This is a genomic window from Kitasatospora sp. NPDC058115 (assembly GCF_042884635.1).
Classification (GTDB): Bacteria; Actinomycetota; Actinomycetes; order Streptomycetales; family Streptomycetaceae; genus Kitasatospora.
In genome coordinates this window covers 125,124-149,616 of the sequence record NZ_JBHVTL010000018.1, presented here as the reverse complement: position 1 = coordinate 149,616, position 24,493 = coordinate 125,124, and the positions used below count along the sequence as shown (strand labels likewise).

The following is a 24,493-nucleotide window of genomic DNA, read 5'->3' as shown; positions in this document are numbered from 1 at the left end:
TTCTCTCTCATGTCAGGCCGTAGAAGTTCCGCAGGAAGTCCCGGACGAGCTTCTCGCCCTTCCTCACGGTCTCGTCCTCCGTGGCGGCGAGGATCCCCAGGCCGCCGGTGTGGGCGCGGGCCCAGGCCTCGCCGAGCTGCAACTCGCGGAAGCGCAGTTCGTCGCGGTCGGCCTTCGAGGCGTCGAAGTGCTTCTGCCGGCCGGCCTCCTCCTGCTTGAGGGCGCGGGCGGCCGGCACGGCCTTCACCATCGACATCGGGAACCGCCCCCGGTCGCCGCGGCGCTTGCCCTCGTACTCGGCGAACGCCTGTGTCCGGTCCAGCCCGCCGGCGCCCGGTCCGCGGGCCAGGAGGTCGGTCGTCATGGCCGCGTAGCCGAGGTTGGCGGGGCTCCGGACGGACTCCCGCACGAACATCAGCCAGTGCGTGCTGCGCACCAGGGCCCGCTGCTCGGCCGTGAACGAGGGCGGCAGGTGGCTGTTGGTGCTGTAGGCCCGCAGCGCCATGGCGAAGTCCATGTCGCTCAGGCCGACGCGCTTCAGGTCGCCCACGAGCTCGTGGTACTTGGTGACCCCCATGGTCATCGAGTTGAGGGCGCCCCGCTTCTGCTTCTGCTCGCCGACCGGTTCGGCGTCCGGACCGACCAGGTAGCGGTCCACCTTCCCGGTGCCGACGGTGTACGGCGGGAGGAGGAGCGGACCGCCCTGGGCGGCCGAGAGCTGGAGGGCCGATCCGCGCTCCCGCAGGTACCTGACGACGCCGGGGATGTCCTGCGACCCCTGGATCACCAGCGACTGGTTCACGGCGTCGGCCTGGGCCCGGTACTTGATGAGCCGCAGGCGCGCAGCGACGTCGATGACGTCGGCGCGGTCCAGCAGGCCCTCCGCCTGCTTGCGGATGATCGCGCGGATCTCCGCGTCCGTCAGCTCGAAGCCGCCCCCGGCCGAGGCCTTCGGGTTGAGCAGGGCCTCGACGGTGAAGGCCGGACCGCCGACCTCCGCCAGCCCGGTGAGCCGGTACCAGGCCCGCATCCCGGCCAGCACGGGCCGCAGCACCAGCTGCCGGACGCCGCGGGCCAGCAGCCGCTGGATCCGCGGTCGGATCCGGGCGACGATCAGGTCCAGGCGCTGCTGCTTCGCCCGGGGCGAGTTCTCGCGTTCGCGGCGGGCGGCGCGCTGCTGCCGGCGCCGCTGCCGCCAGTCGCGCAGGCGGTCGCGCTGCCTGCGGTAGGCGTCGCGGATCCGCCGGGCGCCGGTGGTGAGGGCGCGGCCGAGCCTGCTGCCGAGGAGCCTGCGGCCGAGGGCGCGGGCGGCGGCCCGCACGCGGGTGAGGGCGGCCCGGACGGTCCGCCGGGAGGAGCGGAGCGCGCGGCCGACGGCGGAGGCCGGGCGGCGGGGAGCGGCCTTCGGGCGGGCGGCCTCGCGGCGCGGGCGCCCGGCGGCGGCGGGGCGCTGCGGGTGCGGGACGGTGGGCCGGGCCGGTCGTGCGGGGCGTACCGGCCGGCCGGGGGAGGGACGGCCCGGGCGGAGCGCTTGGGTGGCCCGGCGCAGGCCCGCCCGGGCCCTGTTGACGGCGCTTCCGGCCGCCCTGCGGGCGCCCCGGCCCGCCCTGGCCAGGCCCTTGAGGATCTTCCGGGCGATCCCCCTGAGCCTGGCGCCGACCGCCTTGCCCGCGCCCTTGAGCTTCCCGAGCAGGAAGTTGGAGATGAAGTCCAGCAGCGCCACCACGCCCGCCGCGACCGCGTCGGCGAACAGGCACGCGGCCGACCCGGACCTGACCGCCTTGAGGAAGGCCACGAACTTCCCGATCGCGGAGACGATCCTGCTGACGGTGTTCCACGCCGCCACCAGGCCCTGGATGACGGCCAGCACCGCGCCCGCGGCCGGCACGATCAGCGACACCAGCTTCTCGACGACGATCGAGACGATCATCCCGGGCAGCGCGGCGACGATCGCCTGCCAGGCCATCCGGCCGATCTGCGCCATCGTGATGCAGCCCTTGACCAGGACGTCGATGAGCGTCGAGGTCAGGCCGACGACCGGCTCCACCTTCTGGTCGAACCACTGCTTCACCGCGCGCTTGATCGCACCCCACAGGTGCAGCCGCACGCCGTCGACCGCCGCCGTGCCCAGCTTCTTCAGCCACCCGCCCGGATCGGCGGCGACGTCGCCGATCAGGACGGCGAACTCGCCGAAGACCGCGATCGCCTTCCGCACGAAGTCGATCGCGTCCAGCACGGCCCGGCGGACCGCCTCCACCGCGGCCTTCAGCCCCGCCTCCAGCGCGTCCAGCAGGGCGTTCAGCCCGGCCGCCAGCGCGTCCAGCAGCTTGTTGACGGCGTTCCTGAGCCCGTCCGCCCACGCGTCGACCTTGGCGACGGCCCGGTCGCGCCACTCCTCGATCCTCCTGCGGAACCGGTCCCGCAGTTCGGGGAAGGCCGCCAGCAGGACGTCGCAGATCCTGATCAAGGCGTCCGCCAGCCCGTTGATCAGGTCGACGGCGAACTTCCGCGCCTGGTCGATCGCCCAGTTCGCGAAGGTGCGGAAGCCGTCGATGATGGCGGTGACCAGGCCGCGGAAGTAGTCGAAGACCTTGGTGACCGCCTCGACCAGCGCGTCGAAGGCCGCCTTCACCTTGGACTTGACCCAGCCCCACCAGCCCTCGGACTCCTCCTTCTTGCGGTCCTTCTCCCGCTGCGCCTTCTCCTCGGCCTCCCTGCGCCTGTCCTGGATCGTCCGGTTGTCCTGCTCCCGGCGGGCCTCGACGTCCCGGTCGGCCTCGGCGCGCCGGCCGTCGATCCGGCCGGTCCTGTCCCGGTGCTCGGCGCCGGCCTCCTGGTCCGCGGCGGAGATCCGCCGGTCCTGCTCGCCGCGCCACTGCTCGCGTTCGGCCCGGACCTTCGCGGCGGCGTCGCTCCGCTCACCGGCCTGGGCCTCGGCGTTGTCGGCCACCGCCCGGTCCACCTCGGCCTCGTTCCGGCGGCGCGCCTCGGCCTCTCCCTGCCGCTGCGCGGCCTGTTCGGAGTCCAGCCGGCCCCGGCCCCGGCCGACGGCGGCCCGGATCTGCGGGCCGCGCTCCTGCTGGGTCACGAGGCCGACGCCGGGGCCTGCTTCGACGGCGCGGGCGGGACCGGCGGCGCGCGTGCGGCCGTCGCCCGGGACGGCGGCGGTCAGCGTCTCCTCCGGCACGTCCGGGTCGATCCGGTCCTCGCCCATCGGCTTGGCGGCGTCCTCCCGGCCGACGCCGAGGATCCTGGCCGAGCTGTCCCTGAGCTTCGCCGCCTGCGCGTCGGCGCGCGCCGGATCGCTCTCGCCGGTCAGCTCCACCCGGGGCGCCGGACCGACCGTGGTGTTCAGCGCCGGGTCCGTCGAGGGCACGCCGTCGACCGCGCCCTGCAGCCGCTGCACCTCCTGCGGCGAGACCTGGGTGCTCGCGTCGTCCGCGACGTGCGGCGCGGTGACCCGCTCACCGGGGTTGCGGCCCTCGACCTGCTGGGGTCCGGCCTCCTGCCGCGCGCCCCCCGCGCCCGTCGGCCCGATCCGCTCCAGCCGCTCCGTCACCGCCCCGGCGGGCGGCGCGGCCTCGGGCGGGCCGGACCGGGTGCGCGGGGCCCCGGACGGGCGCCGCAGGGACGGCGGGGCCTCCCGCAACCGGGCGTGCTGCTCGGTGACCGTGCGGTCCACCGAGCCGTCCACGCCGTCCAGCGCGGCGGCCATCCGGTCGGGCGGCAGGCTCGCGGCGGTGGCGAGGGCGCCCGGCGGGTCCTGGGCGGAGACGTCGGGCGCGGCCGGCTGCTCCTGCGGCGCGGCCGGGGCCCCGCCCGCGCCCCCGGCCGCGCAGACGCCGCCGTCGGCACCGGCACCGTCCGGCTCCGCCTCGGTGGTGGGCTGCGGCGGGCCCGCGCAGGCTCCGCCGCCGGATTCCAGGGAAGCGTCCGGGGCGGGCCGGGCGGTGGGCTCGGCCGGTGCGTCGGCCCCTTCGGCCGCCGGGCCGGGGGCGGGGGACTGCTCGGGAGCACCGTCCTGGGCGTCGCCGCCGACCGGCTCGCGGGTGACGGCGGGGGAGGCGGGCGCGGTGGTGCGCTCCGGGGCGCTCGGCTCGGGCGGGGGCGCGGGTTCGGCGGGCGCCTCCGGCTGCTGCGCCGCGGGCGCCTCCGGTTGTGGTGGTGGCCCGGACTCCGGGGCGGTGGGTTCGGCGGCGGCCCGGGTCTCCGGTTCGACCGGCTGCTGCGGCTGGGCGGCGGGGCCGGCCCGGTCCTCGTCCTCCCGGGCGTCCTGGGCGTCCCGGGTCTCCTCGGCCTCCTCGGTTTCCCGGCTCCCGTCGGCGGCCGGTGGCGGCGCGGCCGCGGGCTCGGCCGGTTCGGGTGCCGGCGCCGGGTCCTCCTCGGTCTCCGGCCGGCTCGCCCGCTCGTCCTGGACCTGCTCGGCCCTGGTGGCGGGCGGCTCGGGGAACGCCGGTGCTTCGGCCGCCGTGGCCGGCAGGCCGTCCGCCGAGGGCCGGATCCGGTCGAGGGTCGGGACGGCGGACACCTCGGGGTCCGTCGCGGGGAGGAAGTCCCCGGGCCTCAACTCCGGGCCGGTGTCGGTCGGCTGCGGTGGCTGCCCGCGGTCCGCGTCGGGGGCCTCGGGCACCTCGGCGTCCGCGCCGGGCTCCAGGCCCAACGGCCGCTCCTCGTCCCGGACGTCGTCCTTCGGGCGGTCGTCCTCCAGCAACCCGTGCCGGGCGAGCGGGCTGTCCGGGGCCTGCGCGACGGCGTCCAGTCGCTCGGGCCTGACCGGCGCGGGCTGCGCCGGCGGTCCGGCGGCGGGCTCGCGCGGCGTCGCCCCGGCCGGGGGACGGGCGGCGGCGCCCGGCTCCCCGGCCTCGGGGGCTCCGGTGCCGGGGGCGAGTGCCTCCGGCCCGGGGTCCGGTGTCGCGGCCCCGGGTGCGGCGGCCCCGGGGGCCGCGCCGGGTGCCTCCGGCGCGCTCGTCGGCTGCTCCGCCGGTTCCGCGTCCGGGGGAGTCTGCTCCGCGTCCTGCTGCTCCTCCGGAGGCCCGGTCTCCTGGTCCGGTGGCGGGGTCTGCTCGTGCTCGTCGCCGGTCTGGCCGGTCTGTTCGGTCTGGCCCGTCTGGCCCGTCTGACCGGTCTGACCGGTCTGTTCGGTCGGCGACGGCGGCTGCTCGGTCTGTTCGGCCGGTCCGGCCGGTCCGGTGCCCTCGGTGACCGGCGCGGGCGTCTGCGCGCCGTCGACGTCGGCCGGGCGGTGCTCGGCGGCCTCGACCAGCTCCAGCACCCGGGTGTAGTCCGGGGACGGCAGCCGGTCCGCCAGCCGCGCGAGCACCGAGGCCTGCAACTCCGGCGCGAATCGTGCGAGTTGCAGCCGGACCCGGCCGGAGGAGTCGGTCGGGTCCCCCCGCAGCGAGCGCAGGATGCCGGCCGCCAGCCGGTCGACCAGCGTGGCCGGATCGAGCCGCTCGGTGCGGAACCGGTCGGCGTCGACGGTCGCGTACCGGAGCCAGCCGGGGGTGGCTCCCGGCGTCGCGGTGGCCGGACGGTCGGCGCGCGCGCCGTGCTCCGCCTCCCGTTCGACCGCGTCCTGCGGCAGGCTGACCGCGCCCAGGTCCCGGCCGGCCCGCAGCGCGCCGAGCGGATCCGGGGCCTGGACGGTGTGCAGCAGCTCATGGGTGAGCAGCCGCCGGCCGTCCTCGGCGGACGGCCGGTACTTGCCCTCGCCGAAGAAGAGGTCCGGGCCGACGGCGACGGCGTCCGCGCCGATCAGCTCGGTCAGCGCGGCGGAGTCCCGGTCGGTGTGCACCCGGACCCGGCCGAGGTCGTGCCCCAGCCGTGCCTCCAGCTCCCGGCGCAGGCCCGGGTCGAGCGGCTGACCGGCGCCGGAGACGATCTCCTTCGGTTCGGGGGCCTTGGCCCTCGGCGCCCTGGTCCGGCGCCGGTCCGCGCCCTGCTCGGAATCCTTCGCGGCCGCAGTGGTGGCGGCGATCCGGGTCATGCCCGCCCCCCTTCCGGCGGCCGGCCCCCGCCGGACAGCCCGGTGTGCACGGCGCGGGCGAGCGCCTCGCCGAGCCGCCGGGGGGAGGCGCCGGCCGGCAGCGGCGGCAGCCCGGCGACGAGGTCCAGCTCCCGGTCACCGCCGGCCGCGAGCGGCACCCCGCGCGCCTCCAGCAGGCGGGTCAGTTCGCTGCGGAACGCCGCCGTCAGCCGGTCGTGGTCGATCCGCGCGAAACCGTCGAGGACCAGCTCGCCGATCTCGACCTCGACCCGTCCGGCCGATGCCCCGGCCGATGCCCCGGCCGGTCCCCCCGTCGGCCCCCCGATCAGATCCATCCGCCGACCTCCGAGGGCGTCAGCGAGCGCTCCAGCTTCAGGTACTCGGTGTGCGCGGCGGCCAGCAGGTGCCGCATCTGCAGGGGGCAGTCCTCGTCGGCGGCCCGGAAGGCGGCGGCCAGCGCGATGTTGCGGATGGAACCGCCGGTCACGGTGAGCTGGGCGAGCCGCTCCGGGTCGAGGCCCCGGCTGGGGGTCTGCGCGGGGATGACCCGCCGCCAGATCTCGGCGCGCTCCGGCACCCCGGGGAACGGGAAGTCGACCACGAACCTGATCCGCCGCAGGAACGCCGGGTCCAGCGCCTTCTTCATGTTGGTGGTGAGCACGGCCAGGCCCCGGTAGGCCTCCATCCGCATCAGCAGGTAGCTGACCTCCAGGTTGGCGTAGCGGTCGTGGCTGTCCCTGATCTCGCTGCGCTTGCCGAACAGCGCGTCGGCCTCGTCGAAGAGCAGCAGGGCGCCGCCGCGTTCGGCCGCGTCGAAGACCCTCCGGAGGTTCTTCTCCGTCTCGCCGATGTACTTGCTGACGACCTGGGAGAGGTCGATGACGAACAGGTCGACGCCGAGCTGCCCGGCGACCACCTCGGCCGCCAGGGTCTTCCCGGTGCCCGACCCGCCGGCGAACAGCGCGGTGACGCCGAGGCCGCGGCGCAGCACCGCCTCGAAGCCCCACTCCTGGTGGACGGTGCCGCGCCGGCGGACGTGGGCGACGATCTCGCGCAGCGTCGAGCGCTGGCGCTCCTCCAGCACGAGGTCCTCCCAGCCGGCGCGCGGTTCGACCCGCCGCCCCAGCTCCTCCAGGGACATCCGGGCCTCCGCCAGCCCGGCGTGCCAGGCGAGCGGGCTGATGTCCCGGCCGTCCTCGGCGGCCCGCCGGGCGGTTGCCGCGGCCGCCCGGATCACATGGCCGGGCAGCGAGAACTGTGCGGCCAGGGCGCGGAGTTCGCCGTCGGTGAGGCCCGGGGCGCCGTCCAGTGCGGCGGCCCAGACCGCGAGCTGCTCCTCGGGGCCGAGCGGGGGCACGGTCAGCCGGGCGCGGTCCGAGACCTCCGCGGGCGCGGGCTCGTCGCCGGACACGACCAGCGGCACGGCGAGGCTCCCGAGGAAGGACTCCACGGCGTTCGGGGACGGCGGACGTTCCCGGTCCGGCTCGCCGCCCTCCACCAGCAGGGCCGCCGGGATCAGGATCGCCTCCCGCTGCCAGAGCCGGGCGAGCCGCTCGCGTTCGGCCGGCGCGCCGGGCAGGTCCTCGCGGTGCACGGCGTAGAGGCCGAGCCCGGCGCGGTGGGCGGCCTCCGCCGCGATCTCCCGGCGGGTGCGGCGGTCGGCGCCGGTCAGTTCGGCGTGCGGGGGGCCGGCCGGTCCGGCCGAGGTCCAGGCCCGGGCCAGCTCGGCCGCGCACCGCTCGTGCGGGCCGGGCAGCTCGCCGGGCGGACCGATCCGGGTGAGCAGGCCGTGCAGCCGCACGTCCAGGTAGGGCACGCCGACCAGGAAGTGCAGCACCCGCTCGTCGATCCGCAGCCGGGAGGTGGTGAGCGCGGTCTCGTCGTCCGGTTCGACCAGCCGGAACCGGCGCAGCGGACCCACGGGGGTCAGCGCGCTCCAGTGCGGCCGGTCCAGGGCGGCGAGGGCGAGCGAGAAGGTGGGGTGGGCGCGCCCGGGGTCGCCGCTCGCCGCGGCACACCGGGCGGCGGTGGTGGGGTCGACGGCGGGGGCGGCGGCCAGCACCAGGACGTCGCGCTCGAACGGGGTGAGCCCGAAGTCCGTGGTGAGGGCGTCCAGGGCCGTGCCGGGCGGTGCGGGCTCGCCGGGCGGCGGGCGGTCGGTGCGGCCCGCCGCGTGCGCGTCGATCCGTTCGAGCACGGCGGCGACCGCGGCCGACAGCGCCCGCCGGTGCGGCTCCTCCGGGTCCTGCCCGTGGCTCGTGCTCATCGCTCCCCCCTCCCCGGTCAGTGCGTCAGATCCACGAGCGGGCCGCTGAACGACCCGTCGGCGGCCACCGTCAACGCGCTGGGCACGCCGTCCACCTGGACCCGGGCCAGATACGCCGTCGGGCGTACGCCGACGACCGGCACCCGGACCTCGTACGGGTCGGGGCGCGGCCGCGACGGCGCGGGGGCGCGGAACTGGTGGCTCGCCCCCGGCCGCCCGGCGGGCGGGCGCGACTCGTCCAGCAGCAGCAGGACGCGCTGGTCGTCCCGCAGCGGAAGGTCCAGCCGGACGCTCAGCCGGGCCGACACCCCGTTCGGTCCGACGCGCCGGTCCGTGATGCCGATCGGTGCGAGGATCCGCGGCTGGCGGGCGAAGCTCTGCGCGTTGGACTCCATGGCGAGGTGGTCGGTGGCGGGCCGGCCGTCCAGCGCGAGTCCGTGCAGCACCTGCACCTGGTGCACGCCGGGCGGCAGGTCCTCCGGTACGGCGACCACCAGCCGGTCGTCCCGGACGCCGTCCGGTCCGACCGGGACCCGCCATTCGCCGAGCCGGGCCACGACCAGGTCCGCGCGCAGGCCGGAGCCGTCCAGCACCAGTTCCCGGTCCTTGGTCACCGGCCCCTCCTCGGGGGCGCCCCGGGACCCGGCCGGCCGGGAGCGCACCCGCTCGACGACCGGCGCCCGGGACGGCACGGCCCGCACGGTGCGGCGCAGCACGGGCCGCCCGGCCACCGGGTCGGCCCGGCCCTCGACGAGGACGGCGGTGGCCTGGTAGACGACGGACAGCGCGTACGGGGTCTGGAACAGCGTGGTCCACAGCTTGGACAGCTCGTCGACGTCCATCGGCGTGGGCGTGAGGCGCACCCGCTGCGGGGCGGCGGCCAGGTCGCTGCCCGCCAGGTACGGCCGGGCGGCCGCCTCCTCGATCAACTGGCGCGGCAGCACCGGCTGTTCGGTCAGCGCCCGGACCACGCAGCCGAGCAGCCGCTGGCCGACCAGCTGGGACTCCTCGCCGTAGCAGCTGATCAGGTAATGCAGGTCGAGGGCAGCGGCCGGGCGGGTCAGCAGGGTGCCGTCGGCCGCGCGGGTGGGCGCGTCGAGGTTGCGCAGCGAGGCGTTGGGCGTGACCTGGTAGAGGAAGACGGTGACGGTCGGGTCGGCGGGCGGTTCGGTCGGCGGTTTGCGGGTGCCGACCTCGACGGCGAACGGGATGTCGGGGGAGAGCGCGCGGGTGAGGAGCAGCCGCAGCGCCTCGCTCACGGTGGCGATCGCGAGGTGGTTGCTCATGGCCGCACCCGCCCGGTCATGAGGGCTCCCGGGAGAGGTAGGCGTCCAGGCCGACGGCCGGGGCCGGCCGGGTGGCCGCCGGTCCGCGCGGTGCGGCCGGGGCGCGCTCGGCGGCCCTGACCTCCACCCGGCCGATCTGGACCCGCACCACCCGTTCGGCCGGCCGGGGTTGGCGCCGGGCACCGGTTCCGGCTCCGGCCGGGTGGCGCGGGGCGGCCGTCGCGGTGGTCCGCCGGCCGGGCGCCGGTGCGACGGCGGGCCGTGCGGGTGCGGGCGCCGCCCCGGCCGCCGGTCCGGCCGCGGCCGCCAGGGGCGGAGCGGGGACGGCCGGCACGGCCGCCGGCCCGGTGGCCCCCGCCCGCGGCGCCGGTACGGTGCCCGGTACGGCGGCGGGGGCCGGGGCGACGGGTGGCGGGACCAGCAGCGGGGTGCGCGGCAGCGGAAGGACGGGCGCGGCGGGCGGCCGGGCGTCGCCGCCCGTCGCCGGGGGCGCCCCCGGCGGTGCCGGCGGGCGCGGCTCCGCCGACGGCCGGGGGAGCGGTGCGGGCGCGGGCCGCCGCTCCGGTGCGCCCGGCTCCTCGTCGACGGGCGGCGGCGTCGGCCCGAGCTGCTCGATCCGCTCGAAGGGCCCCGGCAGGCGCGGCCGCACCCGCACCCCGGCCCGGTCCGGGTCGCTCTTGGCCAGCAGACGGTCGAAGTGGTCAGGCATCGGCACACAGCTCCAGGTAGTAGCGGCGCCGCAGCGGGCTGAGCGCCAGGACCTCCGGCTCGCTCCAGCCGTAGGCGGTGGCCAGCAGATGGACGTCGAGCAGGGTGGCCCGGGCCCAGTCGTCCAGCTCCTCCCAGAGATAGGAGGCGATGTCCAGCTCGGCGAGGGCCTGCCCGCCGCACCCGGGGCAGCCGAGGTTCAGCCGGATGTCCGCGCAGGGGTCGGCGGCGGCCGCGGCCTCGGCCATCCGCCGTTGCACCGGTTCGGGGAGCCGGCGGGCGGCCACCGGCTCCCCGTCGTGCTCGGCGGTCAGCACGCACCGTTGCAGCAGGACCGCCCTGGCCCGGCCGGCGGGGGCCTGTTCGGCGGCGGCGAGGTCGCCGGGGGTGGCCGGGCGGAAACCGACCCGCCAGCCGTCCAGCTCCACCCGCAGCGGCCCGGTCACCGGCCGTGCGGCACCGGCCACCTGCCCGGCGTCCAGCGTGAACTCCAGGTCCTCCGGGCAGCGCGGGCAGCCGGCCCGCATGGTGAGCCGTTCGCCGAACAGCGCGGTGCGCAGGCCGAACAGTTCGGCGTCCCGCTCGCCGAGCGGGACGGCCAGGAGCTCCTCCGGGCCGGCGCCGGGGCGCGCGACGGTGTGCAGCAACAGCGCCCGCCCGGTGCGACCGGCCGCCAGGCCGGCCTCCCAGGTGGCCAACAGGGCGGCCTGCCCGGCGAGTTCCACGGTGCCGCCGCTCAGGCCGGCTGCTGGAACGACGGTTCTTCGGGCTCGGGCGTCTCCTCGTCCCGCTCCCAGCCCTCCACCTCCAGCTTGAGGCTCTGGATCGCCACCGCGTTGGCGTTGGCGTCGAGTTCGCCGAGCACCTGGTACTCGCTCGGCCAGGCGCGGTACAGCTTGTGGGCGACCGCCACCTGGCCGGCCTCGTTGAGCACCTGGATCACCAGGTCCTTGCGGAAGTCCCGCAGTGACACCTCCGCCCCGCGGCCCGCGCCGACCATCCAGACCTTGTTGGCCCAGCGGTCGAACTCCGGGTCGTGGGTGACGCCGCGCTCCAGGGTGACGGCCTCGAAGTCGGTCCGCCCCGGGGACTTCCGCGGTGCGCTCGGATCGCCCCCGCTGCGGTGCTTCACCACCTCGGTGGTGCGCTTGAGCGGGCTGACCTTGCTGACCCCGGCGACCACCCGGCCGTCCCAGACGACCAGGAATTTGAAGTTCTTGTACGGATCGAACCGGTGCGGATTGACGGTGAACTCGACCATGGAGATCCTAAACCTCGAACTGTCCGGCGAGCTGCTCGATCTTGACGATCACGAATTCCGCAGGTTTCAGCGGCGCGAATCCGACCACGACGTTCACCACACCGCGATTGATGTCGTCCTGCGTGGTGGTGTCCTTGTCGCACTTGACGAAATAGGCCGAACGCGCGGAGGTGCCCTGGAACGCGCCCTGCTGGAACAGCGAGTGCAGGAACGCGCCCACGTTCAGCCGGATCTGCGCCCACAGCCGCTCGTCGTTGGGCTCGAACACGACCCACTTGGTGCCGCGGTAGAGGCTCTCCTCCAGCATCAGCGCGAGGCGCCGCACCGGCACGTACTTCCACTGCGAGCCCAGCACGTCGGCGCCGGCCATGGTCCGGGCGCCCCACACCACCGGGCCCACCACCGGGAACGTCCGCAGGCAGTTGACCGCGAGCGGGTTCAGCAGGCCGTTCTCCCGGTCCGTCAGCGGGACGGTCAGCGCGCGCACCCCGGGCAGCCCGGCCTCGGTGCCCGCCGGGGCCTTCCACACGCCCCGCTGCCCGTCGGTGCGCGCCATCACCCCGGCGACGGTGCCCGAGGGCGGGAAGGCGCGCAGCCGCCCGGTGAGCGGGTCGACCAGCTCCAGGTGCGGGAAGTACAGCGCCGCGTGGTCGCTGCGCACCGAGTCGAAGGCGGACAGGCCCGCCCGGGCGGCGTCCAGCGTCGTCCACGCCTGCGGCGAGTCGACGATCAGGAACATCCGCTTCTCCGCGCAGAGCGCCTGGGCGGCCGAGACGACCGTGACGGCCTCGTCGAGGTCGGCGTAGCCGGCCAGTTCCGGCAGCACCAGCAGATTGACGTCCTGCACGTCGCGCAGGGCCTGGATGCCGGTCTTGCCCGCCTCGCTGCCGATCAGGTCGGTCAGGCCGGGGGCGCCGCCGTCCCGCCCGCCGGTGAGGGCGTGCACCGGCGAGCTGACCGAGCCTTCGAGGCCGAGGTTGTTGGCGGCCTCGCCGAGGAAGCGCACCACGTCGGCCGGGTCGGTGGAGCCCGCGACGACCTGCAGCTGTCGGCCGAACACGCTGACCCGGGTGCCCGCGAAGGCGCGCCGGCCCGGCGCGTCCGGCAGGGCGCGCAGCTTGCGCTCCAGCAGCAGGGCGAGTTCGGCGATGCCGGCCGGTGGGGCGCCGTCCACGGCCGGGTCGTGGATCCTGAGGATCCGCGCGACGTCGCCGATCTTGACCTGGACCTCGTGGGTGAGGTCCGGCAGCGCGACCGGGAACGGCTTGGAGACGGTGCCCACCGGGTCCGGCCGGCTCTCCGCCAGGACCCTCACCCGGACCACCGCCGAGCCGCCGTTGACCGCCGACTCGGCGAACCGGGGGTCGGCGGCCCGCACCGAGAGGTCCGTGAAGGACTCCCGGACGGCGCCGGAGGTGTCGGAGACCTGGAGGTTGAAGGTCTCGGCCGGGGTCGGCGTCCGGTAGTCGACGGCGACCCGCAGCGCCGCGCCCCAGAGCCCCGGTTCGACCGCGGTGACCTCCAGGACCGGGGTGGCGGCGGAGGTCTGGGTCGAGCCGAGCGTGACGCCGGCGGCGGCGCCGGTGCCGGCCGCGGCGACCCGGACGACGACCGCGACCGAGCCCCCGTTGAGGAAGAACTGCTGGACGGCGTAGCTGACCGGGCTGTCGCTCGCGAGCCCGCCGAAACGGCGTTCGAAATCCGCGAAACCGGTGATCGTGACGGGCTGGTCGAGCGGTCCGCGCCGGGTGGCCCCGACGAAGGCGGTCACCGACGTGCTGACCGCGGTGACGGTGCGGACGCCACTGGGAAGCTCTTCGATGTAGACGCCCGGGTAGGTCGGTGTCGTCGGCAATTCCCCCTCCGTTCACTTCGTGCATCAAGGGTCCGGGGAAATGGCGGCCCGTGAGATCCTGATGCAGGGATCGGCAGGCTCAGTTTGATATTTCGGTGACGACCCGTCAAGGGCTTTATTGAAAAGGATAATTGTCATACTGCACGCGGTATTCGGGGTTGCGGATCAGGTCGCTCCGCAACCCCTTGTCGGTGCGCGGTGCCGGATTCCGGGTCAGCCGCCTTCGGGGACGTTCAGGTCCTCGAACCGGGCCGGCACGGGCGCCGGGGACGGGTACGCGGGCGGCCGGGCGGCCCCCAGGAACCACCCCCAGGCCGCGCCGAACCGGTGCTCCAGGAACCGGAACGCCGCGTAGTAGGCCGTGCCGAAGCCGGTGACCAGCGCGGCGGTGAGGGAGGCGTTGTCGAGGTCGACGCCGAGCCGCGCGGCCTGCACCGCGAGGAACGCGACGACGTACGGGACGCACGTGCGCCACAGGGAGAGGGAGAGTTGGTACATCGGTCCTCCTCTGCCGACGGTTCTGCCGTCGCGGTGCTGCCCGCCGCACCCGCCGCCCACACGCCCTCCGCCCGCACGAGCCCCGGCGCACGGAATCGGGCTCCCGATCGCGCCCCGCGCCGCACGCCCCCGGCCCGCCCTCCGCGCAGTGCGCGCAGGGGTCGGTCGTAGAGGAAATATAGGGCCGGGGCGCACCCTGACGGGCATGTCTATTTCGAGGAACTCCTTCAGGGCGGGCCTTGCCGCGATCGTGACCGGGGCCGCGCTCCTGGTCCCGGCGGCCTCCGCCGGGGCAGCGGTGACGGATCTTCCCTGCGGTCAGTACACCAGCGGGGGGCGCGAGTACTACCGGAACTGCGAGGACCACGCGATCAAGGCCCAGGGGCAGTACTGGGACGGCTGGCGCGAGTGGGCGTGCGTCCAGCCGGGTCAGTCGGCGCTGTTCGGTCCGGACGTGTGGCTGATCATCAAGATCGAGGACCACTGCTGAACCGCGACCCGGCCGGCCCGGACGCGTAGGACGCCGCTGCCCCCGACGGAGGCCCGTCGGGGGCAGCGGCGTGCCCGGGGACGGTCGCACGGGCCGGTGCGCGCAAGGGTCGGTCGTAGAGGAAATATAGGGCCGGGGCGCACCCTGACGGGCATGTCCATCTCGAAGAACTCCCTCAGGGCGGGCCTTGCCGCGATCGTGACCGGGGCCGCGCTCCTGGTCCCGGCGGCCTCCGCCGGGGCAGCGGCAACGGATCCTCCCTGCGAGCAGTACACCAGCGGGGAATACAAGTACTACCGGAACTGTGAGGACCACGCCATCACGGTCGAGGCGTTGTACTTCGACGGCTGGCACGCGACAAGGTGCGTTCAGCCGGGCCAGTCGGCGCTGTTCGCGTCGGACGCGTGGATCATCTACAAGACCGAGGACCACTGCTGAACCGCGACCCGGCCGGCCCGGACGCGTAGAACGCCGCTGCCCCCGACGGAGGCCCGTCGGGGGCAGCGGCGCGTCCGGGGACGGGGACCGGTCAGGCGCCGGCCACCGCCACGGTGGTGGCCGGGTCGATCGGACCGGCCGCACCCGGGGCCTGGGTGTCCATCCAGGTCGACCAGCGGCCGAGGGCGTAGTCGCCGTTGGCGCAGACGACCTGGCCGTTGTAGACGCCGAACAGCCGGAGGTTGGTGCCGGTGAAGGTGACCGCGAGCTTGCTCAGCGGGGCGGTCTGCCCGGTGACGGCGGAGACGTCGCCCCAGCCGTTCCACCGGCCGGCCGCGTAGTCGGCGGTGGCCTGCTTGACCTTGCCGTCGACGAGGGCCAGCACGTGCTGCTGCGAGCCGACGGCGACGGTGGCCAGGCCGGTGATCGTCCCGCTCAGCGGGCCGACCGCGCCGGTGACGTCGCCGAAGCCCCAGACGCCCCGGTTGTAGTCGGCGTCGGCGATGTAGACGTGGCCGTCGGTGCCGACGCCGTTGATGTACATCACGTTGCCGCTCGCGGTCGCCGCGATCCGGTTCAGCGCGCCGGACGGCAGGCCGAGCACCCCGGAGATGTCGCCCCACGGGTACCAGCGGCCCGCCGAGTAGTCGGCGGCGGCCTCCAGCAGACGGCCGCCGGAGACGACGACCACGTGCATCTTCGTCCCGGTGGCCGCGACCGCGACCTCGGTCACGGGGGACGACAGCGGACCGGCCGCACCGGTGACCTGGAGGTCGTACCAGGGCGTCCACACGCCGGTGTAGAGGTTGCGGTCGGCGGTGTAGACGTGCCCGTTGGCGACCGTCACCGCGTGCAGCTGGCTGCCCATGTACAGCACGCCGAAGCTCTGGTTCGGGTCCGCCGGGCCGGGGACGGTCGGCATCGCGTGGTACTTCTCCCACGCACCGCGGGTGAAGTTGGCACCGGCGTTCACCGGGCCGCTGCTGGTCTGCGCCAGCAGCTGCACCCGCTCGCCGCTGGCCAGCACGTCGGTCTTGGCCGGCACGAGGTCGACGTCGTCGGCCGAGACGAAGGCGAGCCGGTGGTTGTACCGGATCGGGTAGTACGTGACGCCGCCGGTGACCCAGCTGCGGTCGTACGGCGCGCTGCCGTCGACGGTCGGGGCGTAGTAGAAGGCGCCCGCCACCGGCGTCGTGGAGGCCGGGACGTAGAGCTGGCCGGCGGGCAGGGTGTAGTCCAGGGCGACGATGTTCGGGCTCGGCGCCGGGACGTGGAACGCCGTGTAGGCGTTGTACTCCGGGTAGGAGCGGCCGTACACCGCGACGCTGCTGAGGCCGGCCTTCGGGGTCAGCGCGTACTGGCCCGGGCGGTTGTCGGCGGCGGCCATGGTGCCGTCGTTCCAGAACCAGGCCTTGCGGCCGTTGTACCAGATGGCGATCCACTGGCCCTGGATCTCGGCGACCACGTAGCTGCCGCCGGCCACCGCCTTGTCGGACCAGTCCGAGGCGTTCTGGGTGCCGTTGCCGATCAGCGGGCCGCCGGGCGAGCTGTACAGGTAGACGAAGTTCGCCGGCTGGGGCGCGACGTTGTTGATCGTCGGCCGGTAGGCGTTGGAGAACGGCGGGTTGATGGTGATCCGGCCGCCGACCGCGTAGCCCTGGTCCGGCGTGACGTGCCCGCCGACCAGGTCCATGTAGTGGTTCCAGTCCCAGAACGTGCCCGGGTCCCAGTGCATGCCGTTGACGGAGCTCTGGATCGGCCCCGGGACCTCGTCGTGGCCGATGATGTGCTCGCGGTCCAGCGGGACCCCGAACCGGTCGGCCAGGTAGCGGGTGAGCGTCGCCGAGGACTGGTACAGCTGCTCCGAGTACCAGGCGGCGCCGCTCAGCGCGTAGCCCTCGTGCTCGATGCCGACGCTGTTCATGTTGAAGGTCTTGTTGCCGGCGTGCCAGGCGATGTCCTTGTTCGCCACCATCTGGGTGACGTGGCCGTCGCTGGACCGCAGCAGGTAGTGCGCGCTCGCCAGGGTGGCCGGGTTCTGGAAGGTGGCCAGCGAGCCCGCGTAGCCGCCCTCGGTGTCGTGGATGACGATGTAGTCGATGTCCACGCCGGAGCGGTTGGCGATGGAGTAGTTGCCGAAGTCGTTGACGTCGGCGCTGTTCTTCGCGTAGGCGGCCGGCCGGAAGTCGCAGCCCAGCGTGGCCGGGCACTCGATCGGGTCGGCGGCCGCGATCGAGGGCGCGGCCGGCGCCGCGGCGGGCGCGGCGGCGAGCGCGGTGTCCCGCGAGCCGGGCTGCCGCTCGACCCCGCGCGCCACCCCGCGGTCGACCGCCGGGCTGTGCGCGGCGGCGGCCGGGTCGGCGGTGAGCGTCACCCGCTGGCCCTCGGAGGTGGTCCGGACCGCGCCGACCTTGAGGGTGCCGAACACCCGGTCCGCGAACTCCTGGCCCTCGGCCGAGCCCTGACCCGGCGCCCCGCCGTTGCTGAAGCGGACCACCGCGTCGTACCAGGCGGCCGGGTCGGCGGACTGCGGCTTCTTCGCCCCGCGCTGCTGTTCGGCGAGGAGCGCCGCGCCGCCGCGGATGCTCTGCAGGGTGTTCTCGCGCAGCTCCGCCTCGGGCCGCCCGATCAGCTTGGCCGCGGCCTCCAGGGTGTGCAGCGCGGGGCTGTCGGCGGGGGGCGCCGGGACGGGGGCCGCCGCCCGGCGCGCGGCCGGGGCGTCGCCGTCACCGCGCAGGTCGACCTCCGGCTGGGCGGCGGCCTGGGCCGCCGCGACCGCCGCCAGGTCGACCTGGGTGAGGCCCATGACGTTGTAGTTGCCGGTGGTGCTCGGGAGGCCCTGGTGCGACTCCCAGCGGGTCTGCTGGTAGGAGACCGCCAGCAGGACGCTCTCGGGGACCTTGAACTCCTTGGCCGCGGCGGCGAACTGGGCCTGCAGCCCGGCAACCGGTGCGGCCGGCGCCGCGACGGCCACCGTGCCACTGCTCGCGGCCATGCCGAACGCTGCCGCCGAGGCCGCCACGGCCACGGCCGTGCGCAGCGGCGAGCGTGGCCGCCGTATACGGGAGGGATGAGTCAACGGTCGGTACCGACCTTCCTGTTCGACCGGATTGGATCGACGGCGAACGTACCAGCGGTGGCGGACAGGAACGTACTCGGGGCGGGCAGCGTAGCACCGGCGACGACGCCGCGGCGGGCGGCTCGGCGGCGAGCCGGCGACGCCCCGGGAAAATCGCGGGGAAGGGCCTGTGGGGAGCGCGGGCTGACGGGGGGTCGGCAGCGCGGGGGTGCGAGCCTATGATCATCTGACGGCCGTTCTGCGACCGTGATCTTGTCCCCAGGGCGGTCCCGGACCGCCGGCGTCGGGTGGGACGCGTGAGGCGGGGACGGCCGCGACGGTCGTCGAGGGGAGGATGGGCGATGGAACCGCTGGCGGCGGAGGATCCGCGGCAGGTGGGCGAGTACCGCCTGCTGCGGCAGCTCGGAGCGGGTGGAATGGGCCGGGTCTACCTCGGCCGGAGCCCCGGCGGGCGGACCGTCGCCGTCAAGGTGGTCCGTCGCGACCTGGCCGGGGACGCCGAGTTCCGGGCCCGGTTCCGGCACGAGGTGGCGGCCGCCCGGCGGGTCGGCGGCACCTGGACCCCGCCGGTCCTCGACGCGGACACCGAGGGCGGGCAGCCCTGGGTGGCCACCGGCTACGTCGCCGGGCCCGCGCTCACCACCGCCGTCCGGGACTTCGGGCCGCTGCCGGAGCCCGCCGTCCGCACCCTCGGGGTCGGCCTCGCCGGGGCGCTCGCCCATGTGCACGGCCTCGGGCTGGTGCACCGGGACGTCAAGCCGTCGAACGTGCTGCTGACCCTGGACGGGCCGCGGCTGATCGACTTCGGCATCGCCCGAGCCCTGGACGCCACCTCCGCGCTCACCCGCTCCGGCCAGGTGTTCGGCTCGCCGGGCTTCATGTCGCCCGAGCAGGCGAACGGACTGCCCGCCGGGCCGGCCGGTGACGTCTTCTCGCTCGGCGCGGTGCTCGCGTACGCGGCGACCGGCACGATGCCCTTCGGCTCCGGGGTGAGCGCGCCGGTCCTGCTCTACCGGGTGCTGCACGAGGAGCCCGACCTCTCCGGGCTGGCCGGCCCGCTGTACCCCCTGGTCCGTGACTGCCTGGCCAAGGACCCGGCCGCCCGCCCGGCGCCCGCGCTGCTGCGGGAACGGCTGGACCCCGACGGCGCGGCCGCCGCCCGGCTCGGCCACGGCGACTGGCTGCCTCCGGCGCTGGCGGCGGCGGTCGGGCGCAGCGCCGTGCAGCTGCTGGACCTGGAGGGGGAGCGGACGGCCCCGGTGGGACCGGACACCGGGAACAGGACGCTCGCCGGGGTGCCGCAAGCCGTCCCGGGCGGCGGCGCCCCCGTGCTCCCGGCCGCGCCGCCCGGCTTCGGACCGCCGGCCGCGCCGGGCTTCGGCCCGCCGGCCGGGGGCCCCACCGGTCCGGCCGGAGCGTACCCGGCGCCGCCGTACCCGCCGGCCACGCATCCGTCGGCCACGTACCCGTCGGCGCCGTACCCGTCGACGCCCCACTCCGCGCCGTTCCCGGCGCCGCCGGGCCCGGCCACCGCCCCGGGCCACGGACCGCACGCCGCGCCGCGCCGTCGGCGCGGCTACGGCGTGGCGGCCGCGGTGCTGGCCGTCGCCCTGCTGCTGGGCGGCGGGTACCTGCTGATCGAGCGGCTGGGGGACGACGGCGGGAGGACCGCCGCGGCCGGGGAGCGGACGACGCCCGCCGCCCCGCCCGCCCCCGCCGCGACGAGCCCCGAGCCGGCGGAGTCCCCGGCGGACCAGCCGGGGCAGGGCGCCGTCCCCGCGAAGTTCCTCGGGACATGGGTGGGTCAGCGCACGGCGGAGGACGGGGCGGTCACCACCGTCACCCTCAAGATCGTCCAGTCGGCGAGGAGCGAGGAGAAGAGCACCATCCGCGCCGAGACGCCGAAGACCGGCATCTGGTGCGAAGGCGCGTGGACGCTCAGCGAGGCCGGCGACAGCCGGCTCACCTATGCCTCCCGGACGACCGACTCCTCGCCCGGCGCGGCGTGCATCACCGACCGGTCGGTCTACCGCCAGGTCACGATGCAGCCGGACGGCACGCTGCACTACAGCACGGACCTGCTCAACGCGAACCCGTACGTGGTGCTGCAGAAGCTGGGCTGAGGCGCGCCCGGGTCGCACGCGCTTCCCGGAACCGCCGGCTCCGTCGGCCCGTCATCTCCACGGGGGCCGTCACCGACGCACCGCCCCCGCCACGCGCACCACCGTCCGAGTCCGAGGAGATCCATGGCCGACACCGTCAACTCGCTGGTCGCCCGTCTTCACGACGTGGTGGTGGGGATCCTGACCGGGGGACCGTCCGCCGCGGCGGCCGGGACCGGGAGCCTCCACGACGTCGTCGCGCGGGCCGCGGCGCTCGGCCCCGACGGCGCCTGGCTCGCCGCCTCCGGCCACGCCGGCCTCGCGGGGGTGGCCTGCGCGCAGGGGCGGGCGGACGAGGTCGTCCACCACCTCGACGCCGCGGTGTCGTACGGCTTCAACGACTGCGTGGCGCTCCACGCGGCCCCGCTGCTCCCGCTGCACCACGACCCGCGCTTCCGGGCCCTGTACGGGCGGATGCGCATCACCGAGGCCGACCTCGACGAGGTGTACTGGGCGCACCGGGAGATGCGGATCATGATGAGTGACGCCCAGCGCGCGAGCATCGACAACATCAGCCGCTACGACACCGGCGTCTCCCTGCTCCCGCAGGCCCCGATGCCGACCCGTGAACCGCACACCCCCGGCGTCCTGATCACCCGGCTCGACCTCGCGGTGACCCAGGAGGCGCTGCAACGGACCGCCGTGCAGGCCGACTTCCGGCGCAGCGCCGGCAACACCAGCCTCAGCCTCATCGACGACACCTGGGACTACGGCCGGGCCAGGCGCGACGCCTGGCACGCCGACGAACTGGACCACCACCGGCTGCGGGCCTCCGAGGCGCGGGCCTTCGTCGAGCGCCCCGGCGCCGGAGCGACGCTCCTGCCCTGCCCGCCGCTGGGGTCGATCCGCTACCCGGCCTGACGGACGACGGCCGCGCCGGCCCGCGCCCGCAGGTCGCCGAACGCCCCGCCTCCGGGTCGCCGGTGGCGGCCCGGAGGCGGGGGCCCGCAGGCCGGCGGATCGGCGGGTCAGCGGGCGGCCGTGGCGACCGCCGCCGGGTGCGGGACGCCGGGCGCGCCGAGCAACTCGCCCTCGGGGGCGGCCGGCAGGGCGTCGGCGAAGCGGCCGACGACCTCGTCGAGGGCGGTGGCGGCGGCGGGGGCGAGGTCGACGGCGCCGTCCGGGGTGGTGAGGATGTGGCTGTCGAGGACGAACCAGCCCTGGGTGACGTGCGCGGCCCCCATGGCGCTGAGGACCGGCCGCAGGGCGTAGTCCACGGCCAGGACGTGCGCCGGGGAGCCTCCGGTGGCCAGCGGCAGCACCGTCCGGCCCGCCAGCGCGTACTGCGGCAGCAGGTCCAGCAGGCACTTCAACAGGCCCGAGTAGGCCGCCTTGTAGACGGGCGTGCCCACCACGACGCCGTCGACCCGCTGCAGCAGGTCGGCGACCTCGGTGACGGCGGGGTGGGTGACGTCCGAGCCGGTGAGCACCTCGGCGGGCAGCCGGCGGACCTCCAGGGCGGTCACCTGGTGGCCCCGGGCTTCGAGGCGGTGGGCCGCCGCGCCGAGCAGGCGGGTGGTGCGGGAGGTGGCGGACGGGCTGCCGGAGAGGGTGAGGATGCGGGCCATGGGAACCTCGATCAGGGTGGTGCGGCGGGTGGGTTGGGCGTCGTGCGGGGGTGTCAGACCGTGACGATCCGGTGGATGTCGGCGAGCGTGCGGGCCTGGAGCAGGTCGGGGAGCGAGAGCCGGCGGCCGCTGCTCCGCTCCAGGGTGGTGAGCAGGACCAGCAGGTGGAGCGAGTCCCAGCCGGGGAGGTCGTCGAAGTCCACCTCGGCGTACTCGGGGCCGAGCGGGAGGCCCAGTTCGGTGCCGGCCACGGAGATCAGCTCGGCCAGGCCGTCGGAGTCGCTCATGCGGGGGTTCCTTCCAGGAGGCCGGCCAGTTCGGCGTCGAGCCGCAGGTGGCCGGGCGGGGTCAGTTCGGTGCCGAGGTCGTGGCGGAAGGCGAGGGCGCCGTCCGGTGGCGCGGTTCCGTCGGCGGGGGCGAAGCCGTACCGGGGGAGGAGGTCCTTGACCGTCCCGTTGCGCGGGCTCGGCCGGTAGTGGCCGGTGACCTCGCGCAGGCCGGTCCCGGCGGCCAGGCCGAGGACGGCGGAGAGCACCGCCTGTTCGATGCCGCGGGAGAACACCCGGCAGCTGAGCAGGAAGTTGTCGATCCGCAGGGTCTCGCCCTCGCGGGCCAGGAAGACCGCGCCGACCAGGCCGTTGTCGCCGAACCGGTCGGCGGAGCGCACGGTGAGCACCCCGGAGCCCTCGGCGCCGGCGAAGGCGGCCACCTCGGCGGGCTGCAGCCGTCGGGTGGTCAGGTTGAACTGGTTCGTGCGCAGCGTCAGTTGGGACACCCGGGGGAGCTCGTCGGCGGACAGCGGGCGCAGCCGGACCCGCACCTCCAGCTCGTCGAGGTAGTCGGCGAGCGAGTCGAAGCCCTGGAGGAAGTCGCTGCGGGCGGCCTCGCCCCGGTAGAGCTCGGTGCGCGCCCGGTCCTCGCCGGTCAGCCTGCGCACGTCGAACCAGCCGTCGGCCAGCAGCCGTTCGAGGTGGAGGGCCGGCTCCTCGTCCACCGCGACCACCGCGACCTCGGGCAACTCGCGGCGGACCAGGCCGCGTTCGTAGGGCGAGTCGTCCACGAAGACGAAGCCGGAGGTGCCGAGGTTGAGCGCCTCGGCGAGGCCGGTGATCCCGTCCGGCTTGGGGCGCCAGTCGGCCGTCACCCGGACGAAGTCCTCCTCCCGCAGCGTCATGTCGGGGTGGTCGCGCAGCACCGACAGGACCGGCTCGCGGTCGTTCTTGCTGGCGGCGGCCAGCAGGACGCCCTGGGAGCCCAGTTGCTTGACCGCCCGCTGGAAGGCGCGGAACGCCTCGCCGCGCGGGGTGCCGGCCGCCTCGATGCCCTCCGGGCCGTCGTCGCCGAGGATCCCGCCCCACACCGTCTGGTCCAGGTCCAGGACGAGCACCTTGCGGGTCAGCCCGGCCAGATGGCGGGCCAGGTGCCCGGCCTCGCGGGCGTAGGCGGCGAGCAACTGGTCGGAGAGGTGGGCCTTGGCGTAGACGTCGAGCCGGGGGTCGGCGGCGGGGACGCCCTCGGCGAGCAGCGGGTCGAGGTCGAGGACCACCACGGACGCGTTCTCCTCGCCCAGGCGCAGCAGCCGGGCGTTGGCCTCCCGCCAGATCGCGCCGAGCCGGGCCCGGGACTGGTGGTCGACCAGCTGGTGGGTCCAGCGGCGGGGGAGCGGAAGGGTGTTGAGGACCAGCACCCCGCGGGCGGTGGCCGCGAAGCGTTCCGCCAGCCGGCCGATCAGCTCGACCTTCGCGTCGGCCACCCGGGCCACGTCCTCCGGCCGCCAGGGCAGCGGGACCTCGTCGAGGACCACGGCCGGGTCGAGCAGGCAGAGGACGAGGTCGGGGTCGGCGGCGTAGAGCGGGCTGCCGGGGTCGGACAGGTCGAACACCCAGCTGTCGAAGTTCCCCTGGTGCGGGCGCAGCAGCAGTCCGTGGCGCGCCAGTTCGCCGGTCAGCGGGGCGATCAGCGGGCCGACGGTCCCGTGGCCGAGGACGGCGACGGTGAGCGTGGCGGTGCCGGGGTGGGCGGCCAGCACCTCGTCCGGGTCGAGCCCGGCCAGGATCCGGCCGGCGTGCGTGGTCCCGGCGGCGTCGGCCTCGGCGAGCAGGGTGCGGACGGCGGGGTACTCGGCGGCGAGGCGGCCCTGCCGACGGAGGTCCAGCAGGGCGCGGGCCGGGTCGGCGGTCGTTTCCATCAAGGCTCTCCGATCGGTGCTCCCGGGCGCGGGCGGCGGTGGGCGGGGCTGCCGGGCCATCGTGGCCCGAGGGGCTGAACCGGGTCTGAACCCCGGCGGGGCGCCGGGGTTCAGACCCGGTTGAGCGGCGGTTTCGCGCCGTCCTGGAGGGTGGGTGGCTCACTGTGACCCCGAGAACCCCGGGAGGTACCGAGGTGGAAGCACCGCAACCGCCGGCATCGTCGCGGCGGACCGCCTGGCGCCGGGCCGCGGGCTGGGCGCTGCGTCACGTCCTGCTGCCGATGCGGTGGTTCGCCGCCGGCTGGGCGCCGATGCCGTGCACCGACGGCTCGGAGTGGGACCCTCCGGCGCCGTCGGTGCGCACCGGTCCGCCGGCCGGGCATCCCGAGCGGTCGATGGCCGGGGTGCCGCCCACGCCCGTCGAGCGGGAGCTGTGGGCACGGCTCGCCGAACCGATCTGAGCCCGGCGTTCGGAGCAGGCCGTCCGCGCAGGCCCTCCGAGCAGGCCTTCCGTGCCCGTGTACCGGGCCGACGTTCAGGGGTGGTTTAGCCCTCCCGCTGAGCATGGCCGCACGAGCGGGCCGTCGTCCGCGCCCTCCCCGCGGCCGGTCGGCCGCCGCCCCGAGACACCGTGCCGCCCCGAGACACCGCGCAGCCCCCCGTACGCCGGGCCGCCCCCGTTCACCCGGCCGCCCCGACCCCCTTCCG

Annotated in this window: 18 protein-coding genes; 5 read left to right on the top strand and 13 right to left on the bottom strand. The window is 75.8% G+C overall.

The features are described from left to right. Positions 1 to 7: 7 nt before the first annotated feature. The 9 genes from ACFVVL_RS20465 to ACFVVL_RS20425 form a co-directional block, all read right to left on the bottom strand. The gene (locus tag ACFVVL_RS20465; RefSeq protein ID WP_387677133.1) at positions 8 to 5,986 is read right to left on the bottom strand and encodes a DUF4157 domain-containing protein; all 5,979 of its coding nucleotides are present in this window, start codon (positions 5,984 to 5,986) and stop codon (positions 8 to 10) included. Continuing rightward, on the bottom strand, positions 5,983 to 6,321 hold the full coding sequence (locus ACFVVL_RS20460; protein ID WP_387677130.1) for a hypothetical protein: 339 nt from the start codon (positions 6,319 to 6,321) through the stop codon (positions 5,983 to 5,985). Before ACFVVL_RS20460 ends, ACFVVL_RS20465 begins: the two co-directional genes overlap by 4 nt. Then, positions 6,312 to 8,252 (bottom strand): ATP-binding protein, encoded by a 1,941-nt coding sequence (locus tag ACFVVL_RS20455; protein ID WP_380297855.1) that lies wholly within the window; start codon positions 8,250 to 8,252, stop codon positions 6,312 to 6,314. The genes ACFVVL_RS20460 and ACFVVL_RS20455 overlap by 10 nt, the downstream gene beginning before the upstream one ends. Positions 8,253 to 8,269: 17 nt before the next feature. Continuing rightward, the gene (locus ACFVVL_RS20450) at positions 8,270 to 9,538 is read right to left on the bottom strand and encodes a Pvc16 family protein (protein ID WP_387677127.1); all 1,269 of its coding nucleotides are present in this window, start codon (positions 9,536 to 9,538) and stop codon (positions 8,270 to 8,272) included. 16 nt (positions 9,539 to 9,554) lie between these two features. After that, entirely contained in the window at positions 9,555 to 10,247 is a 693-nt protein-coding gene (locus tag ACFVVL_RS20445) for a hypothetical protein (RefSeq protein WP_387677124.1), read from the bottom strand. Beyond that, positions 10,240 to 10,971: a hypothetical protein gene (locus ACFVVL_RS20440; protein ID WP_380296135.1), complete on the bottom strand. Its 732-nt coding sequence runs from the start codon at positions 10,969 to 10,971 to the stop codon at positions 10,240 to 10,242. Before ACFVVL_RS20440 ends, ACFVVL_RS20445 begins: the two co-directional genes overlap by 8 nt. An 11-nt stretch (positions 10,972 to 10,982) precedes the next feature. Further along, positions 10,983 to 11,507 carry a phage tail protein gene (locus tag ACFVVL_RS20435; RefSeq protein WP_350550005.1) on the bottom strand — a complete coding sequence of 175 codons (525 nt, stop codon included), beginning with the start codon at positions 11,505 to 11,507 and terminating at the stop codon, positions 10,983 to 10,985. A 7-nt stretch (positions 11,508 to 11,514) separates the two neighbouring features. Further along, positions 11,515 to 13,362 carry a phage tail sheath family protein gene (locus ACFVVL_RS20430; protein WP_387677119.1) on the bottom strand — a complete coding sequence of 616 codons (1,848 nt, stop codon included), beginning with the start codon at positions 13,360 to 13,362 and terminating at the stop codon, positions 11,515 to 11,517. Positions 13,363 to 13,575: 213 nt separating this feature from the next. Next, on the bottom strand, positions 13,576 to 13,860 hold the full coding sequence (locus ACFVVL_RS20425) for a hypothetical protein (RefSeq protein WP_387677116.1): 285 nt from the start codon (positions 13,858 to 13,860) through the stop codon (positions 13,576 to 13,578). 205 nt (positions 13,861 to 14,065) lie between these two features. Between ACFVVL_RS20425 and ACFVVL_RS20420 the strand changes: the two genes are divergently transcribed. Both ACFVVL_RS20420 and ACFVVL_RS20415 read left to right on the top strand, forming a co-directional pair. Then, positions 14,066 to 14,350, top strand: a complete 285-nt coding sequence (locus tag ACFVVL_RS20420) for a DUF6355 family natural product biosynthesis protein (RefSeq protein ID WP_387677113.1) — start codon at positions 14,066 to 14,068, stop codon at positions 14,348 to 14,350. 153 nt (positions 14,351 to 14,503) lie between these two features. Beyond that, positions 14,504 to 14,788 (top strand): DUF6355 family natural product biosynthesis protein, encoded by a 285-nt coding sequence (locus ACFVVL_RS20415; protein ID WP_380422948.1) that lies wholly within the window; start codon positions 14,504 to 14,506, stop codon positions 14,786 to 14,788. Between the two features lie 91 nt (positions 14,789 to 14,879). Here the strand turns inward: ACFVVL_RS20415 and ACFVVL_RS20410 are convergent, their stop codons facing one another. Further along, positions 14,880 to 17,783 carry an N-acetylmuramoyl-L-alanine amidase gene (locus tag ACFVVL_RS20410; RefSeq protein WP_387677109.1) on the bottom strand — a complete coding sequence of 968 codons (2,904 nt, stop codon included), beginning with the start codon at positions 17,781 to 17,783 and terminating at the stop codon, positions 14,880 to 14,882. Positions 17,784 to 18,208: 425 nt separating this feature from the next. Here ACFVVL_RS20410 and ACFVVL_RS20405 point away from each other — a divergent pair, with 425 nt between their 5' ends. Together ACFVVL_RS20405 and ACFVVL_RS20400 are read left to right on the top strand one after the other, a co-directional pair. After that, positions 18,209 to 19,990 carry a serine/threonine-protein kinase gene (locus ACFVVL_RS20405; protein WP_387677107.1) on the top strand — a complete coding sequence of 594 codons (1,782 nt, stop codon included), beginning with the start codon at positions 18,209 to 18,211 and terminating at the stop codon, positions 19,988 to 19,990. Positions 19,991 to 20,113: 123 nt separating this feature from the next. Continuing rightward, the gene (locus ACFVVL_RS20400; RefSeq protein WP_387677104.1) at positions 20,114 to 20,890 is read left to right on the top strand and encodes a hypothetical protein; all 777 of its coding nucleotides are present in this window, start codon (positions 20,114 to 20,116) and stop codon (positions 20,888 to 20,890) included. A gap of 107 nt (positions 20,891 to 20,997) precedes the next feature. Here the strand turns inward: ACFVVL_RS20400 and ssuE are convergent, their stop codons facing one another. Genes ssuE through ACFVVL_RS20385 form a run of 3 tightly spaced genes read right to left on the bottom strand, consistent with a single transcriptional unit; the run spans position 20,998 to position 23,785 of the window. Beyond that, complete coding sequence (gene ssuE, locus ACFVVL_RS20395; protein ID WP_380296124.1) at positions 20,998 to 21,597, bottom strand: NADPH-dependent FMN reductase; 600 nt, start codon at positions 21,595 to 21,597, stop codon at positions 20,998 to 21,000. Positions 21,598 to 21,650: 53 nt separating this feature from the next. Beyond that, positions 21,651 to 21,884 (bottom strand): phosphopantetheine-binding protein, encoded by a 234-nt coding sequence (locus ACFVVL_RS20390; RefSeq protein WP_380296122.1) that lies wholly within the window; start codon positions 21,882 to 21,884, stop codon positions 21,651 to 21,653. Further along, positions 21,881 to 23,785 (bottom strand): HAD-IIIC family phosphatase, encoded by a 1,905-nt coding sequence (locus ACFVVL_RS20385; RefSeq protein ID WP_387677099.1) that lies wholly within the window; start codon positions 23,783 to 23,785, stop codon positions 21,881 to 21,883. The genes ACFVVL_RS20390 and ACFVVL_RS20385 overlap by 4 nt, the downstream gene beginning before the upstream one ends. Before the next feature lie 194 nt (positions 23,786 to 23,979). On the opposite strand from ACFVVL_RS20385, the gene ACFVVL_RS20380 reads away from it, so the two are divergent. Then, positions 23,980 to 24,246, top strand: a complete 267-nt coding sequence (locus ACFVVL_RS20380; RefSeq protein WP_380296119.1) for a DUF6059 family protein — start codon at positions 23,980 to 23,982, stop codon at positions 24,244 to 24,246. Positions 24,247 to 24,493 lie beyond the last annotated feature (247 nt).